This is a genomic window from Aliirhizobium wenxiniae (assembly GCF_014201355.1).
GTDB lineage: Bacteria > Pseudomonadota > Alphaproteobacteria > Rhizobiales > Rhizobiaceae > Neorhizobium > Neorhizobium wenxiniae.
The window spans coordinates 184,492-210,410 of the sequence record NZ_JACHEG010000005.1 but is presented as its reverse complement, the minus strand read 5'-3'; the positions used below and the strand labels follow the sequence as shown (position 1 = coordinate 210,410).

The following is a 25,919-nucleotide window of genomic DNA, read 5'->3' as shown; positions in this document are numbered from 1 at the left end:
CGTAGGGACCGGAAGTCCCGAGAAAACGCCGAAGGCCACGCATATGCGGAGCCACAATACTTACTTTTCCAGAGGTCCCGCATATGCGTGCGCTTCTCCGGAATGATCTTTGACAACCACGGCAACGGTGTTGCGCGGGGTGGGATTGATGTGTGCGGGGAAAAAGCCCCTCATCCGCCTGCCGGCACTTTTCCGAGTAATGACAGGGAAAAGGAAGCAAACCGCAACCTTTCCGCTTTCATCAAACATCGAGTGAGGCACGTCCCCTTGCCCGCGTGCAGGGAGAGGTGGATCGCAGCTTGCTGCGCTCTGGGTGAGGGGAAAGGCTAGCGGTTGGAAAACGCGCGCCTACCCGAACCGCCAGACCGTCGTCTTCTTGACCTCGCTATCCTCCAGCGCCCGCGTCACCGGCACCTCGTAGACAGCAAGCTTCTCCAGCCGCTCCTTCGGCAGATAACTTCTGCCCGGATCGCCGACCAGAACCACCTTGCCTTGATCCGCAAGCTGCGTGAACCACGGCACCAACGCCGCCGCGAAATCCCGGTCGTAGAAGACATCCCCGGCCAGCACGACCTCGACATCGACCTCCCGGCCGATCTGGTTCTCGGCAGTAAAACCGATCTCTACCCGGTTCTCGGCAGCATTCAGCTTCACCGCCGTCTGCGTCCACGGATCGATATCAGCCGCCAGCACATCCGCAGCCCCGGCCAATTTCGCCGCGATCGCCACCAGTCCGGAGCCGCTGGCGAAATCCAGAACCCGTTTGCCGGCTACCGTTTCGGGATTGTCGAGAACATAGCGCGCAAGCCCCTGCCCTCCCGCCCAGGCAAAGGCCCAGAACGGCGGCGGCAGGCCGATCGCCTCCAGATCCTCTTCGGTCTTCAGCCAGAGATCATGCGCCTCGGTTGCCAGATGAAGCTGGATCTCCGGCACATGCGGCGGCCGCATGAGATCGGTATTTCCGAGGATGAAGGCCTTCGGATCGGTCTTCACATTGCAAACTCAGGCAGGCGATTTGGGAGGATTGTCGAGACCGCCGAGACGGCAAATCTCGAAATATTCCTCTTCCGTCACCGGCTGCACCGAAAGCCGCATGGACGTGACGAGCGCCATCTTCTCGAATTTCGGGTTGGCCTTGACGTCCTTCAGCGTAACCGGCTTCGGCATGTCCGTGACGGCGCGAATATCGACGCAATCCCATTTCGGATCGCCCTTGGCAGAACTGTCCGGATGCGACAGCGCGCAGACCTCGACGATCCCGACAATCTCCAGCCCCTCGTTCGAGTGGTAGAAGAAGCCCTTGTCGCCGATCTTCATAGCCCGCATGTTGTTGCGCGCCAGATAGTTGCGCACGCCGGTCCATTCCTCGCCGACCTCGCCCTTGGCTTTCTGCTGCTCCCAGGACCAGACATTCGGCTCGGACTTGTAAAGCCAATAGGCCATCTATTGCCTCACTTCTGCTCGTTGGCCGGGTTGTTGAACACCCAGTTCCACGGCTTCACGTCGACCTTCTCGAACAGGCCGGCAAGGTAATAGGGGTCTGCTTCCGCAATCGTCCGGGCTGCCGCGATATCGGCAGCCTCGACCACGACAAGGCTGCCATTCGGCTTGCTGTCGTCATCGAGAAACGGGCCGGCAAACTTCAGCGTGCCTTCGGCATTGAGCTTGTTCAGATGTTCCACATGCGCCGGACGGGTGTCCATGCGAACCTGCAGGTGGCCGGGCTTGTCGGTGCAGAGAAAGGCAAACAGCATTGGGGTCTCCTGAGTTTTAAATGGACTACTCGGCCTTGATCGGCCGGGTCATGAGCTGTTCCATCGCGGTCATCACATCGAGACGTCCGTCGATAATGGCTGCGACTGCATCCGTAATCGGCAGATCGACCGAAAATTTCCGACCGAGCCGGGCCGCGACCGAGGCCGCAAACGCCCCTTCGACCAGTGGCCCACCGACGGTCTGCGCCGGCTCACCCTTCCCGATCGAAATGCCGAAACTCAGATTGCGTGACTGATGGCTGGTACCGGTCAGCACGAGGTCGCCGAGGCCGGACAGGCCCCGCACCGTATCCGCGTTGCCGCCCATCGCCTCGACCAGTCGCGACATCTCGGCCAGGCCCCGCGAAATCAGCGCCGCACGGGCAGATTCGCCAAGCCCCGCGCCCTCGACGATGCCGCAGGCAATCGCCAGCACGTTCTTGAGCGCCCCGCCAAGCTGCACGCCGATCACATCTGACGAGGCGTAAAGCCGGAAACTGCGACTGGAGAGAACCTGCGCAAGCCGTTCCGCCAGCACCGGGTCCTGCGCGCCGAGCGACATCGCCGTCGGCAGGCCGCGCGCGATATCGGAGGCAAAGCCCGGCCCCGAAAGCACCGCCAAAGGCGTCTTCGGTAATTCCGCCGAGATAACATCGGTCAGCAACCGTTCGGCCCGGTCAAGCCCCTTGGCGCAGATGACGACGGAAGCACCGTCCGAAAGATAAGGCCCATAATGACGCGCCGCATCGAGCTGCGCCCGAGACGGCATGGCGAAAAGCACGACATTCGCTTCTGCCACCGCATCCGGCTCGGCAGAAAACTGCAGTGCATCCGGCAAGGGCACGCCGGGCAGCGCCGTATCATGCATGCGGTCGTCGCGCAGATCGGCCATCAGGTTCGGCTGACGTCCGACAAGGGTCACCGGATGACGCCCTTCAAGCGCAAAAACCGTAGCAAGCGCCGTCCCGAATGCACCGGCGCCGATCACAGCGATCCGTTCTTGGCTCATGCCTTCGCCCCCCGTTTGCCGGATCCCAACAAAGTCTTGGCATCCTTGTCCAGCGGCCAGCGCGAACGCGGCGCCACATTGAGATCATCGGCCGGAAACTCTTCCGCCATCCGCTCCAGCCCCGCCCAGGCGATCATCGCGGCGTTGTCCGTGCAGAGGCGCAGCGGTGGCGCGATGAAGCGGAACCCGTGTTCGAGGCAAAGCGCCTGCAGGGTACGGCGGATTTCCTGATTGGCGGCAACGCCACCGGCAACGACCAGCGCCGGTTCGGTTTCAAGACCGGCAAATTCCTCGCGGAAACGGGCAAGCCCACGGCCGATGCGATCACGAAGCGTGCGCGACACCGCCTTCTGGAACGAGGCGCAGATATCGGCGACATCCTGCTCGCTCAGCGGCGCAATCTCGGTCGCAGCCTGCCGCACGGCGGTCTTCAGACCGGAGAAGGAAAAATCGAGCCGCGCTTCACCCACCAGCGGACGCGGCAGCGAGAACCGGTCCGGATTGCCGGAAAGCGCGGCCTTCTCGACAGCCGGCCCACCCGGATAAGGCAGGCCGAGCAACTTGGCCGTCTTGTCGAAAGCCTCGCCCAGCGCATCGTCGATCGTCGTGCCCCAGCGCTCATATTGGCCAACGCCGCGGATCAGGATCAGCTGCGTGTGGCCGCCGGAGACGAGCAGCATCAGATAGGGAAAGGAAAGCCCGTCCGTCATCCGCGCCGTCAGCGCATGGCCTTCGAGATGATTGATCGCCAGAAGCGGCTTGCCCGAGACGCGGGCGATCGCCTTCGCCGTCATCAGGCCGACCAGCAATCCGCCGATCAGGCCGGGGCCGGAAGTCGCGGCAATCGCATCGACATCATCGAGCGTCACGTTTGCACGGCGCAGCGCTTCCTCGACCAGTTCGTCCAGAGCCTCGACATGCGCACGCGCCGCGATTTCCGGCACGACACCGCCATAGGCCGAGTGTTCGTCGAGCTGCGACAGGACCACGTCGGACAAAATCTCGCCGCGCCCGTCCTCGTGGCGTGCGACGACCGCAGCGGCGGTCTCGTCGCAGCTTGTTTCAATGCCGAGGATGCGCAGATATGAGGTCATTGGCCCTTGTTCATTGCGATGCCGGATGATCCGGTTTACGAGAGCTTCCGGTAACAACGGAATGAGACGGATGCAAACAAAACCTTTCCGGATCGGCACGCGCGGCAGCCCGCTGGCGTTGGCCCAGGCCCACGAAACGCGGTCACGGCTGATGGCGGCCCATGGCTTGCCGGAAGAGATGTTCGAGATCGTCGTGCTGTCGACCACCGGCGACCGCATCACCGACCGCTCGCTCTCCGAGATCGGCGGCAAGGGCCTGTTCACCCAGGAACTCGAGGAACAGCTGTCCTCCGGCGAGCTGGATATCGCCGTGCATTCGTCGAAGGACATGCCGACGAAATTGCCGGAAGGCCTGCATATCGCGGCCTACCTGCCGCGCGAGGATTTTCGCGACGCCTTCATCGGCCGCACCGCATCGACCCTGAAGGCCCTGCCGGATGGCGCGATCGTCGGCACCGCCTCGCTCAGGCGTCAGGCGCTCATCCGCCGTCTTCGCCCGGATATCCAGGTGACGATCTTCCGCGGCTCGGTCGGCACGCGCCTGCGCAAGCTGGATGAAGGCACGGTCGATGCGACCCTGCTCGCCTTTGCCGGCCTGAAACGGCTGTCCATGGAAGAGGTCGTGACCGAACTTCTCGACCCGACCGATTTTCCGCCCGCTCCCGCTCAGGGCGCGATCTGCGTGGAAAGCCGTATCGGTGATCCGCGCACGGACGCTCTCATCGCCCCGATCAACGATCACCCGACCTATGACGCCGTAACCTGTGAACGCGCCTTCCTGGCCGCGCTCGATGGTTCCTGTCGTACGCCGATCGGCGGTTTCGCGATCTGTGACGGAGATCACCTGAAATTCTCCGGCCTGATCCTGACACCCGACGGTCGGCGCGAGCACTCAATCGAAGTCGAGGGCAAGCGCTCGGATGCCGAGGCACTCGGCCTGCGCGCCGGCGAAGCCGTCCGTGCCGCAGCCGGCCCCGGCTTCTTCGAAAGCTGGAGCTGACCCTTGCGGGTCGTCGTCACCCGACCGGAAATTTCGGCCGCAAAAACGGCCGAGCGGCTGAAGCGCATGGAGCATGACCCGGTGCTTCTGCCGCTCAGCAACGCGATGCATCACCATCAGCTTGCGGCGGACGCTCTGGCCTCCCCCCATTCGGCGCTGATCGTCACCAGCGCCGAAACATTGCGGGCACTGGCCGAGATCGGCTCCGATGCCGGGATCGACGACAGAACGACGCTCTTCGCCGTCGGCGAGAAAACCGCGGCGGCAGCAAGGTCGGCAGGTTTCCGCAACATTCATATCGGCTCAGGCGATGGAGCAGGATTGGCCGATCTCATCGCTTCGAAATTCGATCAGCCGGATTTGCCGCTCCTCTATCTCGCCGGCAAACCACGTGCCGGATCGCTTGAACTCCGGCTCGAAGAACTGGGCCTGCCAGTCCGGGTGGCGGAAATCTACGAAATGATCCCGGTCGATTATCGACCGGAGGAAATTGACGAACGGCTGCGCGCCCACCCACCTCATGCCGTGCTACTCTACTCGCGGGAAAACACCCTCCGATTTTTCGAGATCGCAGAGCAACACGCAGTCTCTCTTCCCGAAACCGCTTTCCTCTGTATCAGCACCCGCACCGCCGATGCCGTGCCCGCGGCATTTCGTCCCCGTGTCAGGGTCGCCGAAAGCCCGGACGAAAACGCCCTGTTCGCGCTTCTTTAACCTGCGCCTGATCCAAATTCCGGCAACGCCCCTTTCCTTAACCGGGGGCACCGACTAGGTTTTAGTGAACGCATGCAGAAAAGAGGTCGAGATGGTATCCGAAAAACCACCGCGCCGGTCCAAACCGAACAAGGAACCGGTCACGATCGACCTGACGGCGGAGGAAACCGCCGCAGTGGCTGAGCCCGTCCGCGCCAATGATAGCGATGATGTCATCGATGCGCGTGAGAACGATCCGACCGAGACACCGGTAACCTCGGATATTCCGGACGCCACGCCAATATCGGAGAAAGAAGTGCCGGAAACGGAAGCGGTAGTGACCGAAACAAAGGCCGAGCCGGAAGCTGTAACGCCGGAAACGCCACGCTTCGACGAACCGGATCCCGAGCCGGTCACGGCATCTGCCGAGCCTGCGGAAGAAAAAACCAAGGAAGAAGAACCGGCCCCCTTCCGACCAACGCCCAGAACTGAAGACTATTCGACCAGGAATACAGCCCCGGTGACATCCAAACCCGCAACCTCGACGCTCGTTGCATCCGGCATTTTCGGCGGCATCGTCGCCCTGCTTCTGGCTGGCAGCATGCAATATGCCGGTCTGCTGCCGGGTGGCGCATCCTCGTCTTCAACGAGCGACAGTGACGTTTCCGCAGAGATCGCCTCGCTTCGCCAGGAAATCGCCACTCTGGCCAACCGGCCGACGGAACCATCGGCCGATATTACAAGCCGTCTAGCAGCGCTCGAAAGCAGCGCCTCGACGGGTGGTAGCGGATCGGCCGATACGGATCAGAAAATCGCAGCCCTCGAAGCAGAGCTCACCAGCCTGAAATCGGCAAACGCAGCGGCTGCAGCAACGTCGACCCAACTGGCCGGTCGCCTGCAGCAGGCGGAAGCCCAGATCGCCGACAAGGGCCCCGAGCAGCAGGCAGCGCGCGCCGTGGCCGCAGCAGCCCTGAAGAGCGCGGTCGATCGCGGCGGCTCGTTCGAGGCCGAACTGCAGACCTACCAGACCGTCGCCAGCGACGATCCTGCAATTGCAAACCTCCAGCCGTTTGCCGCCAAGGGCGTCCTGTCGCGCATTGAGCTTCAACGCCAGGTCTCGGGCGTCGCGGACAGCATGGTCGAAGCGGTCGCCCAGCCTGATCCTGATCAGGGCTTGGCCGCGCGGCTCTATTCATCTGCCCTGTCGGTCGTGAAGGTCCGCAAGGTCGGCGACGTCACCGGCAACACGCCCGAAGATATCGTCGCGCGTTTCGAGGACCGGCTTCGCTCCGGCGATTTTGCCGCTGCCGCCCGCGAATGGGACACGCTTCCCGACGCTGCCAAGACGGCATCCCAGTCGTTCAAGCAGGAACTCGATGCCCGCATAGAGGTTGAAAATCTCGTTGGCGGTGCGTTGACCCGTGCGATTACCGGCACTCAAGGCTGAGGACGAAAAACGGAATGGTCAGACTTTTCATTTTCCTTCTCGTCGTTCTCGGTCTCGGCTGGAGCTTCGCCTGGCTTGCCGATCGTCCCGGCCTGCTCTCCATCACCTGGCAGGACCACCTGATCGAAACGAGCCTTATGGTTGCAGCCACGCTGGTGGTCGCGCTGATCGGCGCCGTCATGCTTCTCTGGTGGATCATCGGCATCATTTGGACCTCGCCCTATTCGGTCCGCCGTTATTTTCGCGCTCGCAAGCGTGACCGTGGTTATCAGGCACTGTCGACCGGCCTGATCGCGGCCGGCGCGGGCAACGCGCTTCTTGCCCGCAAGATGAGCATCCGTACCCGCAGCCTGCTCAGTGCCGATCAGGAACCCCTGATCCACCTTCTCGATGCGCAGGCCGCCCTCATCGAAGGCAAATACGACGACGCCCGCGCCAAGTTCGAGAGCATGTCGAATGATCCCGAGACACGCGAACTCGGCCTGCGCGGACTCTACATGGAAGCGCGCCGCCTCGGTGCCAACGAAGCGGCCCGGCAATATGCCGAAAAGGCCGTAGAACACGCACCCTACCTGCCCTGGGCATCCCAGGCGACGCTGGAATCCCAGAGCCAATCCGGCCGCTGGGACGAGGCTTTGGAAACACTGGCGCAGCAGCGTGCCGCCAATATCATCAGCAGGTACGAAGCCGACCGCCTGAGAGCAGTTCTGCTGACGGCCCGCGCCGGCGAGCGGCTGGAAAGCGACCCGAGCGGCGCCCGCGAAGATTCCACCGATGCGCTGAAACTGGCCAAGGATCTCGTCCCCGCCGCCATCATCTGTGCCAAGGCGCTGCTGCGGCAGGAAAACGTCAAAAAGGCCGCATCGGTGCTGGAAGGCGTGTGGAAGCTTTCGCCGCATCCGGATATCGCCCGCACCTATATCCGCGCCCGCAGTGGCGACAGTACGCTTGACCGGTTGAAACGTGCCGAAAAACTGGAGGCCATGCGTCCGAACAATATCGAGTCGCTTCTCGCCGTTTCGCAGGCAGCGCTTGATGCTCAGGATTTTGCCAAGGCCCGGGCAAGGGCGGAAGCTGCGGCCCGTGTTGAACCGGGCGAGCGGGTCTACCTACTGCTGGCCGATATCGAGGAAGCCGAAACGGGAGATCAGGGCCGCATCCGCCACTGGATGCAACAGGCACTTCGCGCACCGCGCAATGCAGCCTGGGTGGCTGACGGCTTCGTCTCGGAGAACTGGCTCGCTGTTTCACCGGTCACCGGCAAGCTCGACGCCTTCGAATGGAAAGTGCCGTTCAGCCAGCTGGAAGGCCCGATCGTAGAAGGCAGGGGTGCCGCGGACGAAGCAATTGCCGCACTTCCACCAGTCGTTATCACCGACCGGCAACCGGCAGAAACGACAAGACGCGACGAACCCGCCGAGCCGACAATCGTCATCGAAAGGAAACCGGTAAAGCCGGCAGCCGAGCCTGCTGTTGCAGCAAAGACAACAGAGCCGGAGAAAGTCATACCAGCGCCTGCTAAAACGCAAGAAAGTGAAGCCGAACCGGTTCCATTTTTCGGGCGACCACCGGATGATCCGGGTGTGAAGGATCAAAACGCCGACCCGACCAAAACGCGGTTACGGCTATTTTAGGAAGATGGAGAAGGCCTATCGATGTTGGACCGCATACAGGCCTTTCTCCATACTCTGACATCTCATGAAGACAAGGAATTCGCGCCGGACGACCCGCGGGTTGCTTTCGTTGCACTCTGTTTCCAAGTCATGGAGGCGGATGGTGCCATCTCCAAAAAGGAACAGCAAAAGTTCCGCGAACTGATCCGCCAGCGGTATGATCTCAGCGAGGACAGGCTGAAGGCGTTGATCGAGGCCGGCCACGAAGCGGGCCATGAAGCGGTTGACTATTACCGTTTCACTTCCGATCTAAGACGTCATCTCGTCAATGAAGACGACCGCGTCGAACTTCTCGGCATTCTCTGGGACATCGTTTATGCCGATGGCCAGAGAAGCGAGATCGAGGATCATGTGATTTGGAGGATCGCTGACCTTCTCGGAATTTCTTCGCGGGATCGTGTGCTGCAGCGCCAAGAGGCCGCTGTGCGCCGCGCCGAAGAAAATACGGAGGAGAGTAAGGACTAACTGATGCTCGTAATGCCTCCGCGAAAGACAGATTTCTTTCCCGTTCTCGTCGTTCTCCATCAGGAGCGCTCGTCGTCCGGCCGCGTTGGCCAGATGCTTCTTGAAAAGGGCTTTCCGCTCGATATCCGCCGGCCGGTTCTGGGCGAAGCATTGCCGCAAACACTCGCGGGACATTCCGGCGCCGTCATTTTCGGCGGCCCGATGAGCGCCAACGATCCCGACCCGTTCGTCAAGCAGGAGACCGACTGGATCGGTGTGCCCTTGAAGGAGAACAAGCCCTATCTCGGCATCTGCCTCGGCGCCCAGATGATGGTGCGCCACCTCGGCGGCAAGGTAGGTGCGAAACAGGGCGAGATCACCGAAATCGGCTGGTATCCGCTTCGTCCGACCGAACACGGCCGCCTGCTGATGCAATGGCCGAAAATGGTCTATCATTTTCACCGCGAAGGTTTCGATGTCCCGCGCGGCGTAAAACTTCTGGCGGAAGGCGACGCCTATCCCAACCAGGCAATCCGTTACGGCGACAATGCCTGGGGCGTGCAGTTCCACGCGGAACTGACCCGCGCGATGATGCAGCGCTGGGTCGTCCACGGCGCCGAGCGCTTCACCATGCCCAACGCCCAGCAGGGCAGCGAGCATCTCGAAGGCCGCATGATGTTCGACGCGCCGCTGAAAGCCTGGCTGTCGGAATTCCTCGACATGGTTTTCCTGAAGAAACAGGCCGCAACGGCAGCCTCACCGCTCCGATATGGCGCATCGATGCCGGCAACGGAAGTGGCGCAAAGCTGAGCCCGCAAAGGCTCCGCTGGGACACAGGGACTTAGTTGCGCTCGGGCGCTTCCAGCGTGTCGATTTTCCTGAGCTTCGAGAAGCCGAGCGCCCAGATGACGGTGACGGCAAGCGTGCCGACGCCGCCGATGACGACAGCGGGCACTGCGCCGATGAAATGCGCCATCGTACCGGCGCGGAACTCGCCCAGTTCGTTGGAAGCCCCGACAAACACCATGTTGACGGCATTCACCCGCCCACGCACTTCGTCAGGCGTCCAGAGCGCGATCAGCGTTTCACGGACATAGACGGAGATCATGTCGGCCGCGCCCATGATCATCAGAGCAACGATGGACAGCCACGGCGTTGCGGACAGGCCGAAAATCAGCGTGCCGAGACCGAAAAAGCCGACGCCGACGAACATCGCGGTCCCGGCATGATGCCGAATCGGATGAAATGCAAGCCACACGGCGACAACGATCGCACCAATGCCCGGCGCAGCGCGCAACAGACCGAGACCCCATGGCCCAAGCTCGAGCACATCGCGGGCAAAGATCGGCATGAGCGCCACAGCGCCGCCGAGAAGAACGGCGAAGAGATCGAGCGAGATCGCGCCGAGGACCACCTTTTCGCTGAAGATGAAACGGAAGCCGGCAAGCAGATGCGCGACATCGACCTTGGCAGCCGATGTCCGCTGCGCCGGCTTCGGGATCATGAAGACGAGAAATGCGGCAAGCGTCAGCAATACGAACGCCACGATATAGGCAGCCGTCGCATTCACACCATAAAGCAGGCCGCCGAAGACCGGGCCGAGAATGGAGGCCGTCTGCCAGGAAGACGAATTCCAGGCAATCGCATTGGCAAGATCCTTCTCCGGCACCAGGTTCGGTCCGAGCGACTGAACCGCCGGCCCCATGAAGGCACGCTCGATACCGAATACGACGAGAATGGCGAAAACCAGCCAGGGAGAAAATGCGCCGGCAACCGTCAGCCCCAGAAGCGCCGCAGCACAGCCGGCACCGACGACCATGCAGATCGCCATGATCATGCGACGGTTGTACCGATCGGCAACCGTGCCCGTGACCAGAATCAGCAGCAGCGAAGGCAGGAACTGGAACAGCCCGATCAGACCCAGATAAAGCGGGTTGCGGGTCTCGTCATACATCTGCCAGCCGACCGAGACACTGATGATCTGGATGGCGAAGGCGGCGAAGAACCGCGACAGGAAGAACTTTGTGTAGGACGAATGGCGAAAGGCTGCAAAACGATCGCCGGAGGCGGGAATGGACATCGCAAAAGACTTTCGGTGGACCGTCAGGATGAATTCGTAGAGTGCCACCGTTAAACATGCTGAAACTGCGGCGGGTGCGACACTTGCCCGTTAGTTCCCCAATGTCTACATGTCTGTCAACTTGGAATTTGTGGGCCGACCACCGCGATCCTTAAAGGATGGGGCCTGGCAACAAGATTGGAGACCTGAATGCTCGCCCTGTTTCAGACCATTGATCTGGCCTTGAACCTCTACACCTGGATATTGATCGCCAGCGCCATTTTCTCCTGGCTTTACGCCTTCAACGTCATCAATTCGAGCAACCAGTTCGTCGATGCTATCGGCCGTTTTCTCTATAACGTCACCGAGCCGGTCCTGCGCCCGATCCGCCGCATCATGCCCAATCTCGGCGGCATCGATATTTCCCCGATCATTGTTCTGCTGCTGATCTTCTTCCTGCGTTCCTTCATGTGGACGACGCTCTACCCGATCTTCGCTTGAGCGCCTTCAGCGCTCACGCCGACCACATAAGGCTGAGCATCAAGCTCACGCCAAATGGCGGCCGCGACGCGATCGACGGCATAGGGACGGATGCGGAAGGCAACGCGTTTCTGAAAGCGCGTGTCTCTGCGGTGCCGGAAGACGGCAAGGCCAACAAGGCGCTGATCGGGCTTCTCTCAAAGAAGCTGCGCGTGCCGAAAAGCTCGGTATCGTTCGTCTCCGGCGAAACGGCGCGTAAAAAAATCCTCCGGATCGATGGCGACCCGGAGGATTTGAAAGCGAAGCTAGAGGGCCTGATAGCCTGATTACTTCTGGGCCTTGTAGCGGTCGATCGCCTCAACGATCAGGCGCTTGGCAACGTCGACATCCTGCCAGCCGCCGATCTTGACCCACTTGCCGGGCTCCAGATCCTTGTAGTGCTCGAAGAAGTGCTCGATCTGCTTCAGCGTGATTTCCGGCAGATCGGTGTAGTTCTTGATCTTGTCGTAACGCTGGGTCAGCTTCGGAACCGGAACGGCCAGGATCTTCTCGTCCTTGCCGCCATCGTCTTCCATAATCATCACGCCGATCGGACGAACGTTGATGACGCAGCCCGGAACCAGCGGACGGGTGTTGCAGATCAGAACGTCGCACGGATCGCCATCTTCAGAAAGCGTGTGCGGGATGAAGCCGTAGTTACCCGGATAGGTCATCGGCGTGTAGAGGAAACGGTCGACGATCAGAGCACCGGCTTCCTTGTCCATCTCGTACTTGATCGGCTGACCGCCAACCGGCACCTCGACGATGACGTTGACGTCTTCAGGCGGGTTCTTGCCGATGGAAATTGCATCGATACGCATCGTGATCCTCAATTAGGTTCAATTCACCAAGCGTCGATAGCGAAAATCCGGCTCCAAGGCAATAAGCCATTGAATTGACGGGGCGGCCACGCAAGGAGAGGAAAGTTATTCCTCGACACACCTTGAGGGCGCATCAATTCTGCCAGACGAAGCCGACTTTCTTCAGCTGCGAACCACCGAAATCCTCCATCCCCTCAACGGCATCGTTGCCACCGTGACGGCGGAAGAAGCGGATTGCATGCTCGCTGTCTTCGAGGCACCAGACGACCAGACCGCGGCAGCCGAGCGAGGTCAAAAGCTTGCGGCTTTCGCTGAAGAGCCGCCGTCCGAGCCCGATGCCCTGGAATTCCGGCCGCAGATAAATCTCGTAGATTTCACCGTCATAGGGCAGCGCCCGGGCCCGGTTAAGACCAACCGTCGCATAACCGGCAATCTCGCCGGCGACGTCAACTACGAGAAGCGTTGCCGGTCCGTCCGTTGCCTTGCGCCACCATTTCTCGCCACGACGTTCCAGCATCTGGATCAGCGGCTTGTGCGGAATGAGACCGGCATAGGCCTGCACCCAGCTCTGCCGGTGTACATCCGAGATGGCTCGGGCATCCTGCGGATCTGCCCGCCGAACATCGATAGACAACGTCTTCATAACGCGACTTTAGGTCCTGCTATGCGGGCTCCGCCATCGGTCATTCATTAACCAGACGGATTGCCCACAGAGTTCTGATGGGGACAATGCGTATTGAGTTAACGCTTTTTTAACCTCGGTTACAAGCTGTGCGATTTGTAGGAACACAAAAAAGCCCGGCTTGCGGCCGGGCTTTTCACAACTAGATTTCAGGACGGCTTAGAGAGCGGCCTTCGACTTGTCGAAGCGCTTGCGGTCGTTGGCGTCGAGATAGATCTTGCGAAGACGGATCGACTTCGGCGTGACTTCCATCAGCTCGTCGTCCTGGATCCACGAAAGAGCGCGGTCGAGCGTCATGCGGATCGGCGGGGTCAGGCGAACGGCTTCGTCCTTGCCGGCCGAACGGATGTTCGTCAGCTGCTTGCCCTTCAGAACGTTGACTTCGAGGTCGTTGTCACGGGTATGGATGCCGATGATCATGCCCATGTAAACCTTGTCGCCCGGCTCGATGATCATCGGGCCGCGGTCTTCCAGGTTGAACATGGCGTAAGCAACAGCTTCGCCAGACTGGTTGGAGAGGAGAACGCCGTTGGTACGGCCGGTGATCTCGCCCTTGTAAGGCTGGTAGTCGTTGAACAGGCGGTTCATGATCGCCGTGCCGCGCGTATCGGTCAGCAGTTCCGACTGGTAGCCGATCAGGCCGCGGGTCGGAGCCAGGAACTTCAGGCGAACGCGGCTGCCGCCCGAAGGACGCAGTTCGGTCATCTCAGCCTTGCGCTCGGACATCTTCTGAACGACGACGCCGGAATGTTCTTCATCAACGTCGATGACGACTTCTTCGATCGGCTCCATGGTCTGGCCGGTCGTTTCATCCTTGTGCATGACGACGCGCGGACGCGAAACGGCAAGCTCAAAACCTTCGCGACGCATGGTTTCGATCAGAACGGCGAGCTGAAGTTCGCCACGGCCGGAAACGTAGAACGAGTCCTTGCCTTCGGCTTCTTCGATCTTCAGAGCGACGTTGCCTTCGGCTTCCTTGAACAGACGGTCACGGATGACGCGGCTGGTAACCTTGTCGCCTTCGGTGCCGGCAAGCGGGCTGTCGTTGACGATGAAGGACATGGTAACGGTCGGCGGATCGATCGGCTGGGCCTGCATGGCTTCGGTGATCGACGGATCGCAGAACGTGTCGGCAACGGTGCCCTTGGAGAGACCGGCGATGGCGACGATGTCACCTGCAACGGCTTCTTCGATCGGCTGACGCTCGATGCCACGGAATGCAAGGATCTTGGAGATACGGCCGGTTTCAACCGTCTTGCCGTCCTGAGACAGAACCTTGACGGCCTGGTTCGGCTTGATCGAGCCGGAAGCAACGCGACCGGTGATGATACGACCGAGGAATGGGTTGGCTTCGAGAAGCGTACCGATCATGCGGAACGGGCCTTCTTCGACCTTCGGCTCCGGAACGTGCTTGAGCACGAGATCGAGCAGCGGTGCCAGACCTTCGTCCTTCGGGCCTTCCGGGTTGAAGTTCATCCAGCCATCGCGACCGGAACCGTAAAGGATCGGGAAGTCGAGCTGTTCATCGGTGGCGTCGAGGTTCGCGAACAGGTCGAAAACTTCATTGATGACTTCTTCGTGGCGGCCGTCCGGACGGTCGATCTTGTTGATCGCGACGATCGGGCGAAGACCGACCTTCAGTGCCTTGCCGACAACGAACTTGGTCTGCGGCATCGGGCCTTCAGACGAGTCGACGAGAACGATCGCGCCGTCCACCATCGAGAGAATACGTTCGACTTCGCCGCCGAAGTCGGCGTGGCCGGGGGTGTCGACGATGTTGACGCGAACACCCTTCCACTCAACCGACGTCGCCTTGGCGAGAATCGTGATGCCGCGTTCCTTTTCGAGGTCGTTCGAGTCCATGACGCGTTCTGCAACGCGCTGGTTTTCGCGGAACGAGCCCGACTGTTTCAGGAGCTCGTCGACGAGCGTCGTTTTGCCATGGTCAACGTGCGCGATGATCGCGATGTTGCGAAGTGCCATATTAGGGGTTCTCTGAAGTTGGGGCGCAACAATTCTTTGGCCACGCCAATTTCGTTGGCGCGCTCATACCCCGTTTTTTGCAAATGCGAAAGGGGGGCCAAGCGCAACGGTTGAATCCATGGGTCTATTCAGCGACGAGACCGCTCCTTCTCAAGAGGGCAAGCAGGAGAAGCGGCAAAAGAGTGGTGATGAGAATGGCGATGAAGGCCATGGCCATGCCGAGCCCGATCGACCCCTGTTCGAACTGCCGCCAGATAAAGGTGGCAATCGTCTGCATGCCGACCGGCGCGATGACGACGGAGGCGACAAGCTCGCGCGAGGCAAGCGCGAAGACAAGCAGCATAGCCGAGGCAAGGCTCGGGAAAACCAGCGGCAGGAGAATGCGGCGGAAGGCTGTGATGCCGGACGCGCCGAAGACGCGAGCCGCCGCTTCGAGATTGTCACCGATCTGCTGGAAAGCGGCCGTCGAATACCGCATCGTCTGCGGCAGCAGGATGCAGCAATAGGCGAGAAGCAGGATGAACGGCGTATTGTAAGGCGTCGCCGGCAGCCACGGCATGTTCCACGCGAGGATCAGGCCGACGGCAACGACGATGCCCGGCAGCGCATTCGGAATGATCGTCAGGCTGTCGATCGCCAGCCGCCCGCGAATTTTCGTCTTTACCACCGTGTAAGCGGCCGTGACACCGATCAGGCCGGTAATCAGCGCCGTACCGATGCCGAGCGAAGAGCTGTTGGCCAACGCGCCGAGTGCGCCTGCACTGTTCTGGAAAACTGAGAGGAAATTGTCGAAACTCATATTGTCGAGCGCCAGCCCGCCGGAAATCGTCCGCGACATGGCAGTGGCAAGGATCGATAGCAGCGGCACGCCGGTCGCAAGGAAGGACACGATGATGAATGCCGCCAGCACCGGCCACTTCATCGCCCCGAGCGGCCGCTTGTCCTTGGCGGTCGGCTTGCCGTTGACCGTCTGGTAGGAACGCCGCGACAGGATCCAGCGCTGGCCGAGAAAGGTGATCAGCGACAGGCCGACCAGCAGCAGCGACATGATCGAAGCGCCCGGCAGATCGATCGGCCAGTCGGAAATGCGAAGATCGATGCCGGTGACGAGAACCTGGAAACCGGCGCGGCGGCCAAGCGCTGCCGGTGTGCCGTATTCCTCGATCGCCGCGGCAAAGACCAGCATCAGGCTGGCGGCAAGGCCCGGAGCGGAAAGCGGCAGCGTGATCCGCCAGAAAGCCCGCGTAGGCGTAGCACCGAATACGCGCCCGACATCCGCATATCGCGCACCGACCGCTTCAACCGTGCGCGACACGGCAAAATAGACGACCGGAAACGTGTTGAACGCCATCACCATCGTCATGCCGGCGAGCGAAAACAGGAATGGCGAAAGATTGAAGCCGACCAGTTGCTGCAGGTAACCGCGCGGCTGCAGCGTCATGATCCAGCCGAGCGTGGCGATATAGGGCGGGATCATGAAGGGCACGAGCAGCAGCACGTCGAACAGCGCCGCCCCCGGCACGCGGTAAAGCGCGCGAAACACGCCGAGCGGCACCGCAACGACCGCAGACGCCAGCACGACGCAGCAACCGAGCAGGATCGTATTGCCTGCCATGCCGATCAGGGCACCGTCATTCAGTGTGGCGATGAAGGAGGAAAACGGCTTCGCGAACGAACCTTGGCCGAGCTCGGGAAAAATGCCCTGCATGACGACTGCGGCAAACGGGACGGCGACGACCAAAAGCAGTCCCGCAATTGCCAGCCATGCGGCAGGAGCCGGTCCGCCAACGCTTTTTGCCGACATGGTTCAGTCCTTCATGTCCTGTCGCAGCATTCTTCAAACCACCCGATCCGGTGGCCTTAAAAATGATGCGCGACGTCCAAAACAAAACAGCGCCGCCTGCCCGAAGGCTGGCGGCGCTGCGAAGAGAATTACTTGCCGCCGAAGATCTTGGTGATCTCGCCGAGCGTTTCCTTGCGCTTGCCGTAGACGGCAGCGTTGTCGAACTTCAGGAGCTTCAGGTCGCTGATCAGCGGACGGTCGGCAGCAACGTCGGAGCGGGCCGGCATCAGCATCTGGGCGGCAACCATCTTCTGGCCGGCGTCAGACAGCATGTAGTCGATGAACTTCTTGGCCTCGTCCTGGTTCTTGGACCAGTTGAGGATCATCGCCGGACGCGGTGCAATGACCGTGCCGGAAGCCGGGAAGACGACCTCGACGCTTTCGCCCTTCTTTGCGGCGGCAAGCGTGATGTAGTCGACTGCACCGAAGACGGCGGCCTTGGCACCCTGCAGAACCGGGTTCAGGGCTTCGGCATTGGCGCCGGCAATGATCGCGCCATTGGCCTGCAGGTCCTTGAACAGCTTGAAATCGTCCTGGCCGGCAAGAGCAGCCGTCAGTTCGAAGGACGAGCCGGACTGTGCCGGGTCCGGAATGTTGACCATGTCCTTGTATTCCGGCTTGGTCAGGTCAGCCCATTCGGAAGGCTTCGGCGTGCCGCTCTTGGTGTTCCAGGCGATGCCGAGGGCCGAGATGCCCTGTGCGACAGCATAGTCGGACTTCAGGAAATCAGGAACCTTGGCAGCGTTGGGGCTGGAATACTTGACCAGCCAGCCGCGCTTTTCGAAATCGGTCGCGGTATCCCAGGAAGCCGAGATCAGAACGTCGACGACCGGGTTGGATGCTTCCGCTTCGATACGGGCCATGACCTTGCCGGTCGTTGCCTGGAAGACATTGACCTTGATGCCGGTTTCTTTGGTGAAACCTTCCGACATCTTGTCGATCAGGCTCTGCGGGCCGGCGGTGTAGACGGTGATGTCGGCATGCGCGACACCGGCCATCAGGACGGCGGCAACGGCACCGAGTGTAATGCTCTTCAACGACTTGAACATGTCCCAAAACTCCTGTTGGGGTGAATGCTTACGGATGCGGATGATTTGAATTTTCGAACCAGCGGACCTGGTCGAGATCGATGGAAAGACCGACGCCATCGCCGGGCTTGAGCTTGTAGCGGCTCAACACCTGCAGCTCGACCTGATCGGCGCCGATCAGCGAGACGGTTGCCAGATGCCCGTCGCCGCGGAACTGCGAGCGCAATACGCTGGCCGCCAGCCGGTCCGGCTGGATCTCGCCGGGCGTGATCGCCGCAACCGGGATGAGAATGCTGCGGGCACCGGCCGGGCCTTGATCGGCGCGCATCAGGGCAACGTCGCTATTGCCGAAGAACCAGCAGGCATCGCGGTTTTGCAACTCGGCGATACCCCCCAGGCGCAGGAAATCGGCAACTTCAGGCGTCGCGGGCTTCGCCACCAGTTCGTCCGGGCTGGCAAGCTGTTCGATCAGCCCGCCGCGCATGACGGCGACCTGATCTGCAAGCGTCAGCGCTTCCGAGTGATCGTGGGTGACATAAATGGCGGTAAGACCGAGAGAGGCGATCAGCTCGGCAAGTTCGCCGACCATGTTTTCGCGCAATTCGCGGTCGAGATTGGAAAGCGGCTCGTCGAACAGGATAAGCTGCGGCTCGGCGACGATTGCCCGTGCGATCGCCACGCGCTGCTGTTGCCCGCCCGAAAGATCGCTCGGCCGGCGGCCCACATAGGCGGAAAGCCCGACCCGCTCCAGCGCATGCATCGTGCGTTGCTCACGCTCAGTGCGACCGATGCCGCGCATTTCGAGCGGAAAGGAAACATTGCCACCAACCGTCATATGCGGCCAGAGGGCGTAGTCCTGGAAAACCATGCCGAGATTGCGCTTTTCCGGCGGCGCGAATGTGCCGTTCGCAGCATCGGCAACCACCTGACCGGCGATCGACACGGAACCTTTGCTGGGTGCGAGAAGCCCGGCAACCAGCCTCAGAAGCGTGGTCTTGCCACAGCCCGAAGGACCGAGAAGTGCAAGCGTCTTGCCTTGGCCCAGCGCTACATCGATGCCCTTGAGCACCGGTGTTGCACCATAGTGCAGCTCCAGTCCGGCCGCAGAGACGGCAACGTTGCTTTTAAGGCTGTCAATTGTCATGGGAACCGGCGTCGGCAGAAGATGATGCCGGTTCCTTAGTCAGCCCACATGACAGGAAAGTTACACTTTCATGACAGCAGGATGACAGTTACTGATGATGACCGGTGCCGGATCAGGCCTCGCCGCCCGCAAGCTCGGCCACCATGGCCAAACCTTTCTTCTTCAACATCGCCGTCGGATCCGGCAGCTTGCCGCGGAAAGCCTTGTAGGTCACCTCCGGATCGATCGAGCCGCCAACCGAATAGATGTTGTTCTTGAGCTTGCGCGCCATGACGGGATCGAAGGCATTGCCGACCTCCTCGAAGGCCGAGAATGCATCCGCATCCAGCACTTCCGACCACATGTAGGAGTAATATCCGGCCGCATAACCTTCGCCGGAAAACACGTGCTGGAAATGCGGCGTTGCGTGGCGCATGACGAGCGACGCCGGCATTTTCAATTCCGACAGAATTTCGCCCTGCACCGCCATCGGATCATCCGCCGGGGCGCGGGTGTGGAAGGCCATGTCGACCAGCGCCGATGCGGTAAACTCGACCGTCGCAAAACCGGCATTGAAGGTGCGCGCCGCCAGAACCTTGTCGAGCAGCTGCTTCGGCATCGGCTTGCCGGTCTCGTAATGCACGGCGTATTTTTCGAGGATTTCCGGCACGGTCAGCCAATGTTCGTAAAGCTGCGAGGGCAGTTCGACGAAATCGCGCGACACGCCGGTTCCGGAAACGGACGGATAGGTCACATCCGACAGCATGCCGTGCAGCGCATGGCCGAATTCGTGGAACAGCGTGCGTGCATCATCGAGCGAAAGCAGCGCCGGCTTGCCTTCCGCGGGCTTGGCGAAATTGCAGACATTGTAGATGATCGGCAGCTCGCCCTCGGCCCCGTTCTTCAGCGTCAGCTTGTGCTGCGACTGGAACGAGCTCATCCATGCGCCGGAACGCTTGGAAGACCGGGCGAAATAATCGCCGAGGAAGAGCGCCTTCAAGGCACCGCTCTCGTCGCGCAGTTCGAAAACCCGCACATCCGGGTGATAGGCCTCAATACCCTTCAGCTCGGTCAGCGTAACGCCGAACAGCCGCTTGGCGACATCGAAGCAGGCCTCGATGACCTTTTCCAGCTGCAGATAGGGCTTCAGCTCGGATTCGGAGAAGGAGAAAGTCCGCTCGCGCAGCTTCTCGGCGTAGTAACGCCAATCCCACGGCATGACCGGATGGTTCTTGCCCTCTTCTGCCACCAGCTTGCCAAGGCTTGCCTCTTCTTCAAGCGCCTTGGAGCGCGCCTTGTCCCAGACCTTGTGCAGCAGGTCGTTCACATTGTCGGCGGTCTTCGCCATCGTGTTGTCGAGTTTCAGCGCCGCAAAATTCTCGTAACCGAGAAGCTTCGCTTTTTCCGCACGCAGCGCCAGCGTCTCGCGAACGATCGCGACATTGTCCCGCGCACCGCCGTTTTCACCGCGCGCCACCCAGGCCTTGAACGCCTGCTCGCGCAGGTCACGACGAGCGGAAAATGTAAGGAACGGCTCGATGATCGAACGGGACAGCGTCACCATGTAACCGCCTGCCTCACCGCGATCCTTGGCGGCTGCGGCCATCGCATCGCGCAGAAAATCCGGCAGGCCTTCAAGCTCGGCCTCTTCGGTCAGCTTCAGCGACCATTCCTTCTCGTCTCCGAGAACATTCTGGCCGAACTGCGCTCCGAGACCGGCCAGCTTTTCGCCGATCGACGAAAGCCGGTCCTGCTCCGGCTTGTCGAGCTTGGCGCCCGATTTGACGAAACCTTTCCAGTGACGCTCCAGAACCCGCTCCTGCTCGAGCGTCAACCCAAGCTCCGCCCGCTTTTCCCACAGGGCATCGATACGGGCGAAAAGGGCGGCATTGGTGCCGATCTTCGAATAATGCCGGGACATTTTTGGCGCGATCTCCCGCTCCAGCGCCTGGATCGTCTCGTTCGTATGCGCACCAGCCTTGCCCCAGAACAGGGAAGAGACACGGGAAAGCTCGTCGCCCGCGATTTCCAGCGCTACGACAGTGTTTTCAAAGCTCGACGCTTCCGGATTGTTGGCAATGGCGTCGATCTCAGCCTCGTGACTTGCCAGAGCCACCTCGAAAGCGGGGGCAAAATCCTCGTCCTTGACGAGATCAAACCGCGGCAGGCCTTCATGCCCGCTCCACTCGACAAGGGCACGATTGACGGAAGCGTTGGCCATAAGGGAAATCCTTCTGCGATTCTGAAATTGTTTCTGGTCTACAGGATAGGTTGTCGAAAGTCTGGATCAAGTACGACAAAGCGAAGCTTCACGCAGTCGTTCCACGGAACCTCAAGCTTTTCCGTTTGCGGCCACGCGGAAAGATAGTAAGTCAACCTTATGAGCCTTCCAGTCAAAATCATCTCCCATGATGCGCCGCAAGGCGATCTCCTGGGCCTGCTGATCGTCGATACCGCGCGCGCATTGCGAACGGCATTTGAAAATCGCATCAACGCGGCAGGGCTGGGCCTCACCCCCGGCGAGGCAAGGGCGCTGATCCACATCGCCGATCACGAAGGCAGCCGGCAGCTCGACATCGCCTCGCAGATGAGCGTCGAGCCGATGACGCTCTGCACCTATCTCGACAAGCTGCAGACGCTGGGCCTGATCGAACGCCAGAAATGCTCGGCGGATCGACGCGCCAAACGGATTGCGCTGACGAAAACGTCGGATGACATGATCCGCAGGATCCGTGTGGAACTCCACGTCATTCTCGACCACGCGACTTCAGGCCTGTCGCTGGAGGCAAAGAGCCAGCTCGAAACATCGCTTGCGGTGGTGAACAGGAACCTCCAGGAGACCTCTCCTGCCGCTCCAACGGGTGCCCCGATCACTTCATCGAGTGCCGATGAGCGAAGCTGATACCGCCGCCCGCCCGACAATCATGACGGAGCGGCGCACGACCGTCATCGGCGCGCTCCTGACCGCGATCGGCCCCGTATCGATGGCGGTCTATACACCCGCCATGCCGGAACTCGTTCGCGCTTTCGGCACGACGGAAGCGGCCATCAAGCTCTCGCTATCGCTTTATTTCGGCGGTTTCGCCCTCGCGCAGTTGCTCGCCGGCCCGGTATCCGACGCTTATGGCCGGAAGAAAGCCTCGATCGCCTTCCTGACCATATATGTCCTGGGCTCGCTGATCGCGGCCATGGCGGTCGACGTCAACTGGATCCTTGCAGGACGGTTGATCCAGGGCATCGGCGCTTCGGTGGGCGTCACCGTTGCCCGCGCCGCCGTCCGCGACCAATTTGTGGGTGCACAGGCCGCGCGGATCATGAACATGATCGGCATCATTCTGGCGATCGGCCCGGCGCTCGGCCCCACTATCGGCGGGCTTGCACTTTCCGCTTTCGGATGGCAGTCGATCTTCCTGCTGATGATCGCTTTCGGCGGCGGCGCATTGCTAACCTGCATCTTCGTGCTGAAGGAAACCGCGGTTCCGGATCGCTCGCGCCTGCAACCCGTCACGCTGGTGAAAACCTATGCCGACCTGATAACCGACCTGCGCTTTCTCTTTCCCTCGCTCATTCTCGGCGGCTCTATCGGCGCGCTTTATGCTCAGGGCACCATGTTGCCCTTTGTCCTGATCGATGTCGTCGGCCTCAGCCCCACCGAATTCGGCCTCGGCATGCTGGCGCAAACCGGCTCCTATCTGGGTGGATCAATCGTCCTACGGATGGTATCCGGCCGCATTTCCGGGCCTGCAGCCGTTTCGATAGGTATCAGCTTCTGCGGTACAGGCGGCCTTCTGATGCTGCTGTCCGTGCATCTGCTCGATCCGACATTCCTGTCGATCATGGCACCGGTTGGCATCTGCACCTTCGGCATTGCCTTTCTGTCGCCGCATGTCGTCACGGCCGGCCTGGCTGCATTTCCCAAAGTGGCGGGTTCGGCTTCGGCGCTGATGGGCTTCATCCAGATGGGCGGCGGATTTGTCGGCGGGCTGATGGCTGCAACTTTCGCAAGCCCGCTCACCTCCTTCGGCACGATCATCCCCGTGATGGAATTCACCGCGGTCGCGGCCTACCTCGCCCATCGTTTCATCAGCCGCCGGCAATAAAAAACCCCGCTGCGATGACAGCGGGGTCTGATGGACAAATCGGTTGACCCAATTACTTCATCTGGCTGCGCTTGGCGAGCGTGCGCAGGCGCAGCGCGTTGAGCTTGATGAAGCCGGCGGCATCCTTCTGGTCGTAGGCACCGTGATCGTCTTCGAAAGTGACCAGCGCGTCGGAGTAAAGCGACTTGTCGCTTTCGCGGCCGGTGACCATGACATTGCCCTTGTAGAGCTTCAGCGTCACTTCGCCTTCGACATGCTCCTGGCTCTTGTCGATCAGGGCCTGCAGCATTTCGCGTTCCGGCGAGAACCAGAAGCCGTAGTAGATCAGCTCTGCATATTTCGGCATCAGCTCATCCTTGAGGTGAGCCGCACCGCGATCAAGCGTGATGCTCTCGATTGCACGGTGAGCCGTAAGCAGGATCGTGCCGCCGGGGGTCTCGTATACGCCGCGCGACTTCATGCCGACAAAACGGTTTTCGACGAGGTCGAGACGGCCGATGCCGTTGTCGCGGCCATAGTTGTTGAGCTGTGCGAGCAGGGTTGCCGGCGACATCTCGACACCGTTGATCGAGACGGCGTCACCCTTGCGGAAACCGATCTTGATCGTCGTTGCCTGGTCGGGAGCGGCTTCCGGCGAGATCGTGCGCATATGCACATATTCCGGAGCCTCGACGGCCGGATCTTCCAGAACCTTGCCCTCGGACGACGAGTGCAGCAGGTTGGCGTCGACGGAGAACGGCGCTTCGCCCTTCTTGTCCTTGGCAACCGGGATCTGGTGCTGTTCGGCAAAATTCAGAAGATCGGTACGGCTCTTGAACGACCAGTCGCGCCACGGGGCGATGATCTTGATGTCCGGGTTCAGCGCATAGGCCGACATTTCGAAACGAACCTGGTCATTGCCCTTGCCGGTCGCGCCGTGAGCGATCGCGTCTGCGCCGGTCTTCTTGGCGATCTCGATCAGGTGCTTGGAGATCAGCGGACGGGCAATCGACGTGCCGAGCAGGTAGACGCCTTCATAAACGGCATTGGCGCGGAACATCGGGAAAACGAAGTCGCGGACGAATTCTTCGCGGACGTCCTCGATGAAGATTTCCTTGATGCCCAGCATCTCGGCCTTCTTGCGCGCCGGCTCGAGCTCTTCGCCCTGACCAAGGTCTGCGGTGAAGGTGACAACTTCAGCGTTGAGTTCGGTCTGCAGCCATTTCAGGATGATCGAGGTGTCGAGACCGCCGGAATAGGCGAGAACGACCTTCTTTACGTCTTTCGGGAGTGCCATGATAAATTTGTCCGTCTGCGGGTGGCGGCGGAGACAATTCCGCCGAAATTGGATCGCCGAAGTTTTTAGCGAGTTTCTACAGCCGCGCAAGGAAAACCCGGAGAAACCCCGTCAGAGATGACGCCGCACGTTCATGCCTGCGGCAGAATCATCGTCCATGCTTGCGGCGTTTCTCTGCAAGGAACTTGTCGAAATCGAAAGACCGCGGCTCGCCTGAAGCTTCGCCTTCATCGACCGCCGCACGCAAAGCCTCGATTGCGCTCTCCTCACTCTACTTGGGCAAGTACAGCGCCTTTTCTATTACGTCGCTTTCGGACACATAACGTCCACTAGCAACCAAACCTCGAATAAAAGCGGCTAAGGCATCATCCACCTTGATCGATATGATCTCGCCCATCGGCTTGGCTCCGCTTCAATATCCCGTCATGTTGACGCGATAGCGATAAGTACCATATCCCGCCGGACCTTTGAACAGCAGCGTCATAGAGGAGACCGACCCATGACCGTTACTCATCCCGCTCTGAAAAAGGACAATGTCGCCGTCGTCACCGGAGCTGCTTCCGGCATCGGCCTTGCCGCAGCGAAAGAATTTGCCCGCCTCGGCCTTTCCGTCGTGCTTGTCGATCTGGAAGGTGACAAGCTTGTCGAGGCTTGTCGCGAAGTGACCGCACTTGCCGAAGGCGGCGAACATGACGTCGCGGCGATCGGTACCGACGTATCGAAACCCGATGAGATCGCAGCACTCGAACGCGCCGTCATCCAGCGTTTCGGCCGCGTCCATGTGCTGATGAACAATGCCGGCATCCAGCCCGGCAGCAGCATTTTCGGCCCGCAGGCCAATTGGGAAAATGTGCTCGCCGTCAACCTGATGGGCGTCGTCAACGGCAGCCGCATCTTCGGCCCCGCGATGATCGCCCATGGCGAACCGGCTCTCATCATCAACACCGGCTCCAAGCAGGGCATCACTACCCCGCCCGGCGATCCCGCCTATAACGTCTCCAAATCCGGCGTTAAAACCTTAACCGAGGCGCTGCAGCACGAGCTGCGCAACACCGAAGGCTGCCAGGTTTCCGCACATCTCCTCATACCCGGCTTCGTCTTCACCCCGCTTGCCGCGGGTGGCCGGACCGAAAAGCCGGAAGGCGCATGGACCTCCGAACAGACGGTCGGTTTCATGATCGAGAGCCTCGGTCGCGGTGATTTCTATATCCTTTGCCCTGACAACGACGTGGATCGTGCCACCGACGAACGCCGTATGGCCTGGGCGATCGGCGATGTCATCGAAAACCGGCCGCCGCTTTCCCGCTGGCATCCGGATTTTGCCGATGCATCAAAACAATTCATCAGCAACCGTTGATTGATTGATTTGGC

25 protein-coding genes and 1 pseudogene are annotated in these 25,919 nt (G+C 60.8%); 11 read left to right on the top strand and 15 right to left on the bottom strand.

Annotated elements, in window-relative coordinates:
• Nucleotides 1–348: 348 nt before the first annotated feature.
• From HNQ72_RS20475 to tsaD, 5 genes are read right to left on the bottom strand one after another with little or no spacing between them, the layout of a single operon-like run.
• Complete coding sequence (locus HNQ72_RS20475; protein WP_183994794.1) at nucleotides 349–993, bottom strand: class I SAM-dependent methyltransferase; 645 nt, start codon at nucleotides 991–993, stop codon at nucleotides 349–351.
• Nucleotides 994–1,002: 9 nt separating this feature from the next.
• The gene (locus HNQ72_RS20470) at nucleotides 1,003–1,443 is read right to left on the bottom strand and encodes an EVE domain-containing protein (RefSeq protein WP_148147846.1); all 441 of its coding nucleotides are present in this window, start codon (nucleotides 1,441–1,443) and stop codon (nucleotides 1,003–1,005) included.
• A gap of 8 nt (nucleotides 1,444–1,451) precedes the next feature.
• Entirely contained in the window at nucleotides 1,452–1,754 is a 303-nt protein-coding gene (locus HNQ72_RS20465) for a YciI-like protein (RefSeq protein WP_183828417.1), read from the bottom strand.
• A 25-nt stretch (nucleotides 1,755–1,779) separates the two neighbouring features.
• The gene (locus HNQ72_RS20460; RefSeq protein WP_183994792.1) at nucleotides 1,780–2,763 is read right to left on the bottom strand and encodes an NAD(P)H-dependent glycerol-3-phosphate dehydrogenase; all 984 of its coding nucleotides are present in this window, start codon (nucleotides 2,761–2,763) and stop codon (nucleotides 1,780–1,782) included.
• Entirely contained in the window at nucleotides 2,760–3,857 is a 1,098-nt protein-coding gene (gene tsaD / locus HNQ72_RS20455; RefSeq protein ID WP_183994790.1) for a tRNA (adenosine(37)-N6)-threonylcarbamoyltransferase complex transferase subunit TsaD, read from the bottom strand. The genes HNQ72_RS20460 and tsaD overlap by 4 nt, the downstream gene beginning before the upstream one ends.
• A 70-nt stretch (nucleotides 3,858–3,927) precedes the next feature.
• On the opposite strand from tsaD, the gene hemC reads away from it, so the two are divergent.
• The 6 genes from hemC to HNQ72_RS20425 all read left to right on the top strand — a co-directional run bounded on the left by hemC (nucleotide 3,928) and on the right by HNQ72_RS20425 (nucleotide 9,924).
• A complete protein-coding gene (gene hemC / locus HNQ72_RS20450; RefSeq protein WP_183994788.1) occupies nucleotides 3,928–4,857 on the top strand; it encodes a hydroxymethylbilane synthase in 930 nt (309 codons plus the stop codon).
• A 3-nt stretch (nucleotides 4,858–4,860) separates the two neighbouring features.
• Entirely contained in the window at nucleotides 4,861–5,571 is a 711-nt protein-coding gene (locus HNQ72_RS20445) for a uroporphyrinogen-III synthase (RefSeq protein ID WP_183994786.1), read from the top strand.
• Between the two features lie 91 nt (nucleotides 5,572–5,662).
• Nucleotides 5,663–6,997: a COG4223 family protein gene (locus tag HNQ72_RS20440; RefSeq protein WP_183994784.1), complete on the top strand. Its 1,335-nt coding sequence runs from the start codon at nucleotides 5,663–5,665 to the stop codon at nucleotides 6,995–6,997.
• A 14-nt stretch (nucleotides 6,998–7,011) separates the two neighbouring features.
• Nucleotides 7,012–8,631 carry a heme biosynthesis protein HemY gene (locus HNQ72_RS20435; RefSeq protein ID WP_183994782.1) on the top strand — a complete coding sequence of 540 codons (1,620 nt, stop codon included), beginning with the start codon at nucleotides 7,012–7,014 and terminating at the stop codon, nucleotides 8,629–8,631.
• A gap of 21 nt (nucleotides 8,632–8,652) precedes the next feature.
• Nucleotides 8,653–9,135 carry a tellurite resistance TerB family protein gene (locus HNQ72_RS20430; protein ID WP_183994780.1) on the top strand — a complete coding sequence of 161 codons (483 nt, stop codon included), beginning with the start codon at nucleotides 8,653–8,655 and terminating at the stop codon, nucleotides 9,133–9,135.
• A 3-nt stretch (nucleotides 9,136–9,138) separates the two neighbouring features.
• Entirely contained in the window at nucleotides 9,139–9,924 is a 786-nt protein-coding gene (locus tag HNQ72_RS20425) for a glutamine amidotransferase (RefSeq protein WP_183994778.1), read from the top strand.
• A 31-nt stretch (nucleotides 9,925–9,955) separates the two neighbouring features.
• Here HNQ72_RS20425 and HNQ72_RS20420 read toward each other — a convergent pair whose 3' ends face one another.
• The gene (locus HNQ72_RS20420) at nucleotides 9,956–11,194 is read right to left on the bottom strand and encodes an MFS transporter (protein WP_183995056.1); all 1,239 of its coding nucleotides are present in this window, start codon (nucleotides 11,192–11,194) and stop codon (nucleotides 9,956–9,958) included.
• A gap of 189 nt (nucleotides 11,195–11,383) precedes the next feature.
• Between HNQ72_RS20420 and HNQ72_RS20415 the strand changes: the two genes are divergently transcribed.
• The gene (locus tag HNQ72_RS20415) at nucleotides 11,384–11,674 is read left to right on the top strand and encodes a YggT family protein (protein WP_183994776.1); all 291 of its coding nucleotides are present in this window, start codon (nucleotides 11,384–11,386) and stop codon (nucleotides 11,672–11,674) included.
• A complete protein-coding gene (locus tag HNQ72_RS20410; protein ID WP_210319663.1) occupies nucleotides 11,671–11,979 on the top strand; it encodes a DUF167 domain-containing protein in 309 nt (102 codons plus the stop codon). The genes HNQ72_RS20415 and HNQ72_RS20410 overlap by 4 nt, the downstream gene beginning before the upstream one ends.
• Here HNQ72_RS20410 and ppa read toward each other — a convergent pair whose 3' ends face one another.
• The 7 genes from ppa to HNQ72_RS20375 all read right to left on the bottom strand — a co-directional run bounded on the left by ppa (nucleotide 11,980) and on the right by HNQ72_RS20375 (nucleotide 21,393).
• A complete protein-coding gene (gene ppa / locus HNQ72_RS20405) occupies nucleotides 11,980–12,513 on the bottom strand; it encodes an inorganic diphosphatase (protein WP_148147833.1) in 534 nt (177 codons plus the stop codon).
• Between the two features lie 133 nt (nucleotides 12,514–12,646).
• Complete coding sequence (locus HNQ72_RS20400) at nucleotides 12,647–13,156, bottom strand: GNAT family N-acetyltransferase (RefSeq protein WP_183994772.1); 510 nt, start codon at nucleotides 13,154–13,156, stop codon at nucleotides 12,647–12,649.
• A gap of 198 nt (nucleotides 13,157–13,354) precedes the next feature.
• Entirely contained in the window at nucleotides 13,355–15,178 is a 1,824-nt protein-coding gene (gene typA, locus HNQ72_RS20395) for a translational GTPase TypA (protein ID WP_183994770.1), read from the bottom strand.
• A 124-nt stretch (nucleotides 15,179–15,302) separates the two neighbouring features.
• Nucleotides 15,303–16,982: an ABC transporter permease gene (locus tag HNQ72_RS20390; protein ID WP_183994768.1), complete on the bottom strand. Its 1,680-nt coding sequence runs from the start codon at nucleotides 16,980–16,982 to the stop codon at nucleotides 15,303–15,305.
• Nucleotides 16,983–17,110: 128 nt separating this feature from the next.
• Nucleotides 17,111–18,070 (bottom strand): ABC transporter substrate-binding protein, encoded by a 960-nt coding sequence (locus tag HNQ72_RS20385; RefSeq protein WP_183994766.1) that lies wholly within the window; start codon nucleotides 18,068–18,070, stop codon nucleotides 17,111–17,113.
• A gap of 28 nt (nucleotides 18,071–18,098) precedes the next feature.
• Nucleotides 18,099–19,193: an ABC transporter ATP-binding protein gene (locus HNQ72_RS20380; protein ID WP_183994765.1), complete on the bottom strand. Its 1,095-nt coding sequence runs from the start codon at nucleotides 19,191–19,193 to the stop codon at nucleotides 18,099–18,101.
• Nucleotides 19,194–19,305: 112 nt separating this feature from the next.
• Nucleotides 19,306–21,393, bottom strand: coding sequence for a M3 family metallopeptidase (locus HNQ72_RS20375; RefSeq protein WP_183994763.1), 2,088 nt, complete (start codon nucleotides 21,391–21,393; stop codon nucleotides 19,306–19,308).
• Nucleotides 21,394–21,552: 159 nt separating this feature from the next.
• On the opposite strand from HNQ72_RS20375, the gene HNQ72_RS20370 reads away from it, so the two are divergent.
• Both HNQ72_RS20370 and HNQ72_RS20365 read left to right on the top strand, forming a co-directional pair.
• Entirely contained in the window at nucleotides 21,553–22,074 is a 522-nt protein-coding gene (locus tag HNQ72_RS20370; protein WP_183994761.1) for a MarR family winged helix-turn-helix transcriptional regulator, read from the top strand.
• A gap of 22 nt (nucleotides 22,075–22,096) precedes the next feature.
• Entirely contained in the window at nucleotides 22,097–23,272 is a 1,176-nt protein-coding gene (locus HNQ72_RS20365; protein ID WP_183995054.1) for a multidrug effflux MFS transporter, read from the top strand.
• A 52-nt stretch (nucleotides 23,273–23,324) separates the two neighbouring features.
• Here HNQ72_RS20365 and HNQ72_RS20360 read toward each other — a convergent pair whose 3' ends face one another.
• Together HNQ72_RS20360 and HNQ72_RS30600 are read right to left on the bottom strand one after the other, a co-directional pair.
• The gene (locus HNQ72_RS20360) at nucleotides 23,325–24,548 is read right to left on the bottom strand and encodes an argininosuccinate synthase (RefSeq protein WP_183994759.1); all 1,224 of its coding nucleotides are present in this window, start codon (nucleotides 24,546–24,548) and stop codon (nucleotides 23,325–23,327) included.
• A 148-nt stretch (nucleotides 24,549–24,696) separates the two neighbouring features.
• Nucleotides 24,697–24,945, bottom strand: a pseudogene (locus HNQ72_RS30600) (type II toxin-antitoxin system ParD family antitoxin).
• Between the two features lie 102 nt (nucleotides 24,946–25,047).
• On the opposite strand from HNQ72_RS30600, the gene HNQ72_RS20350 reads away from it, so the two are divergent.
• Nucleotides 25,048–25,905, top strand: coding sequence for an SDR family NAD(P)-dependent oxidoreductase (locus tag HNQ72_RS20350; protein ID WP_183994757.1), 858 nt, complete (start codon nucleotides 25,048–25,050; stop codon nucleotides 25,903–25,905).
• Nucleotides 25,906–25,919: the final 14 nt, after the last annotated feature.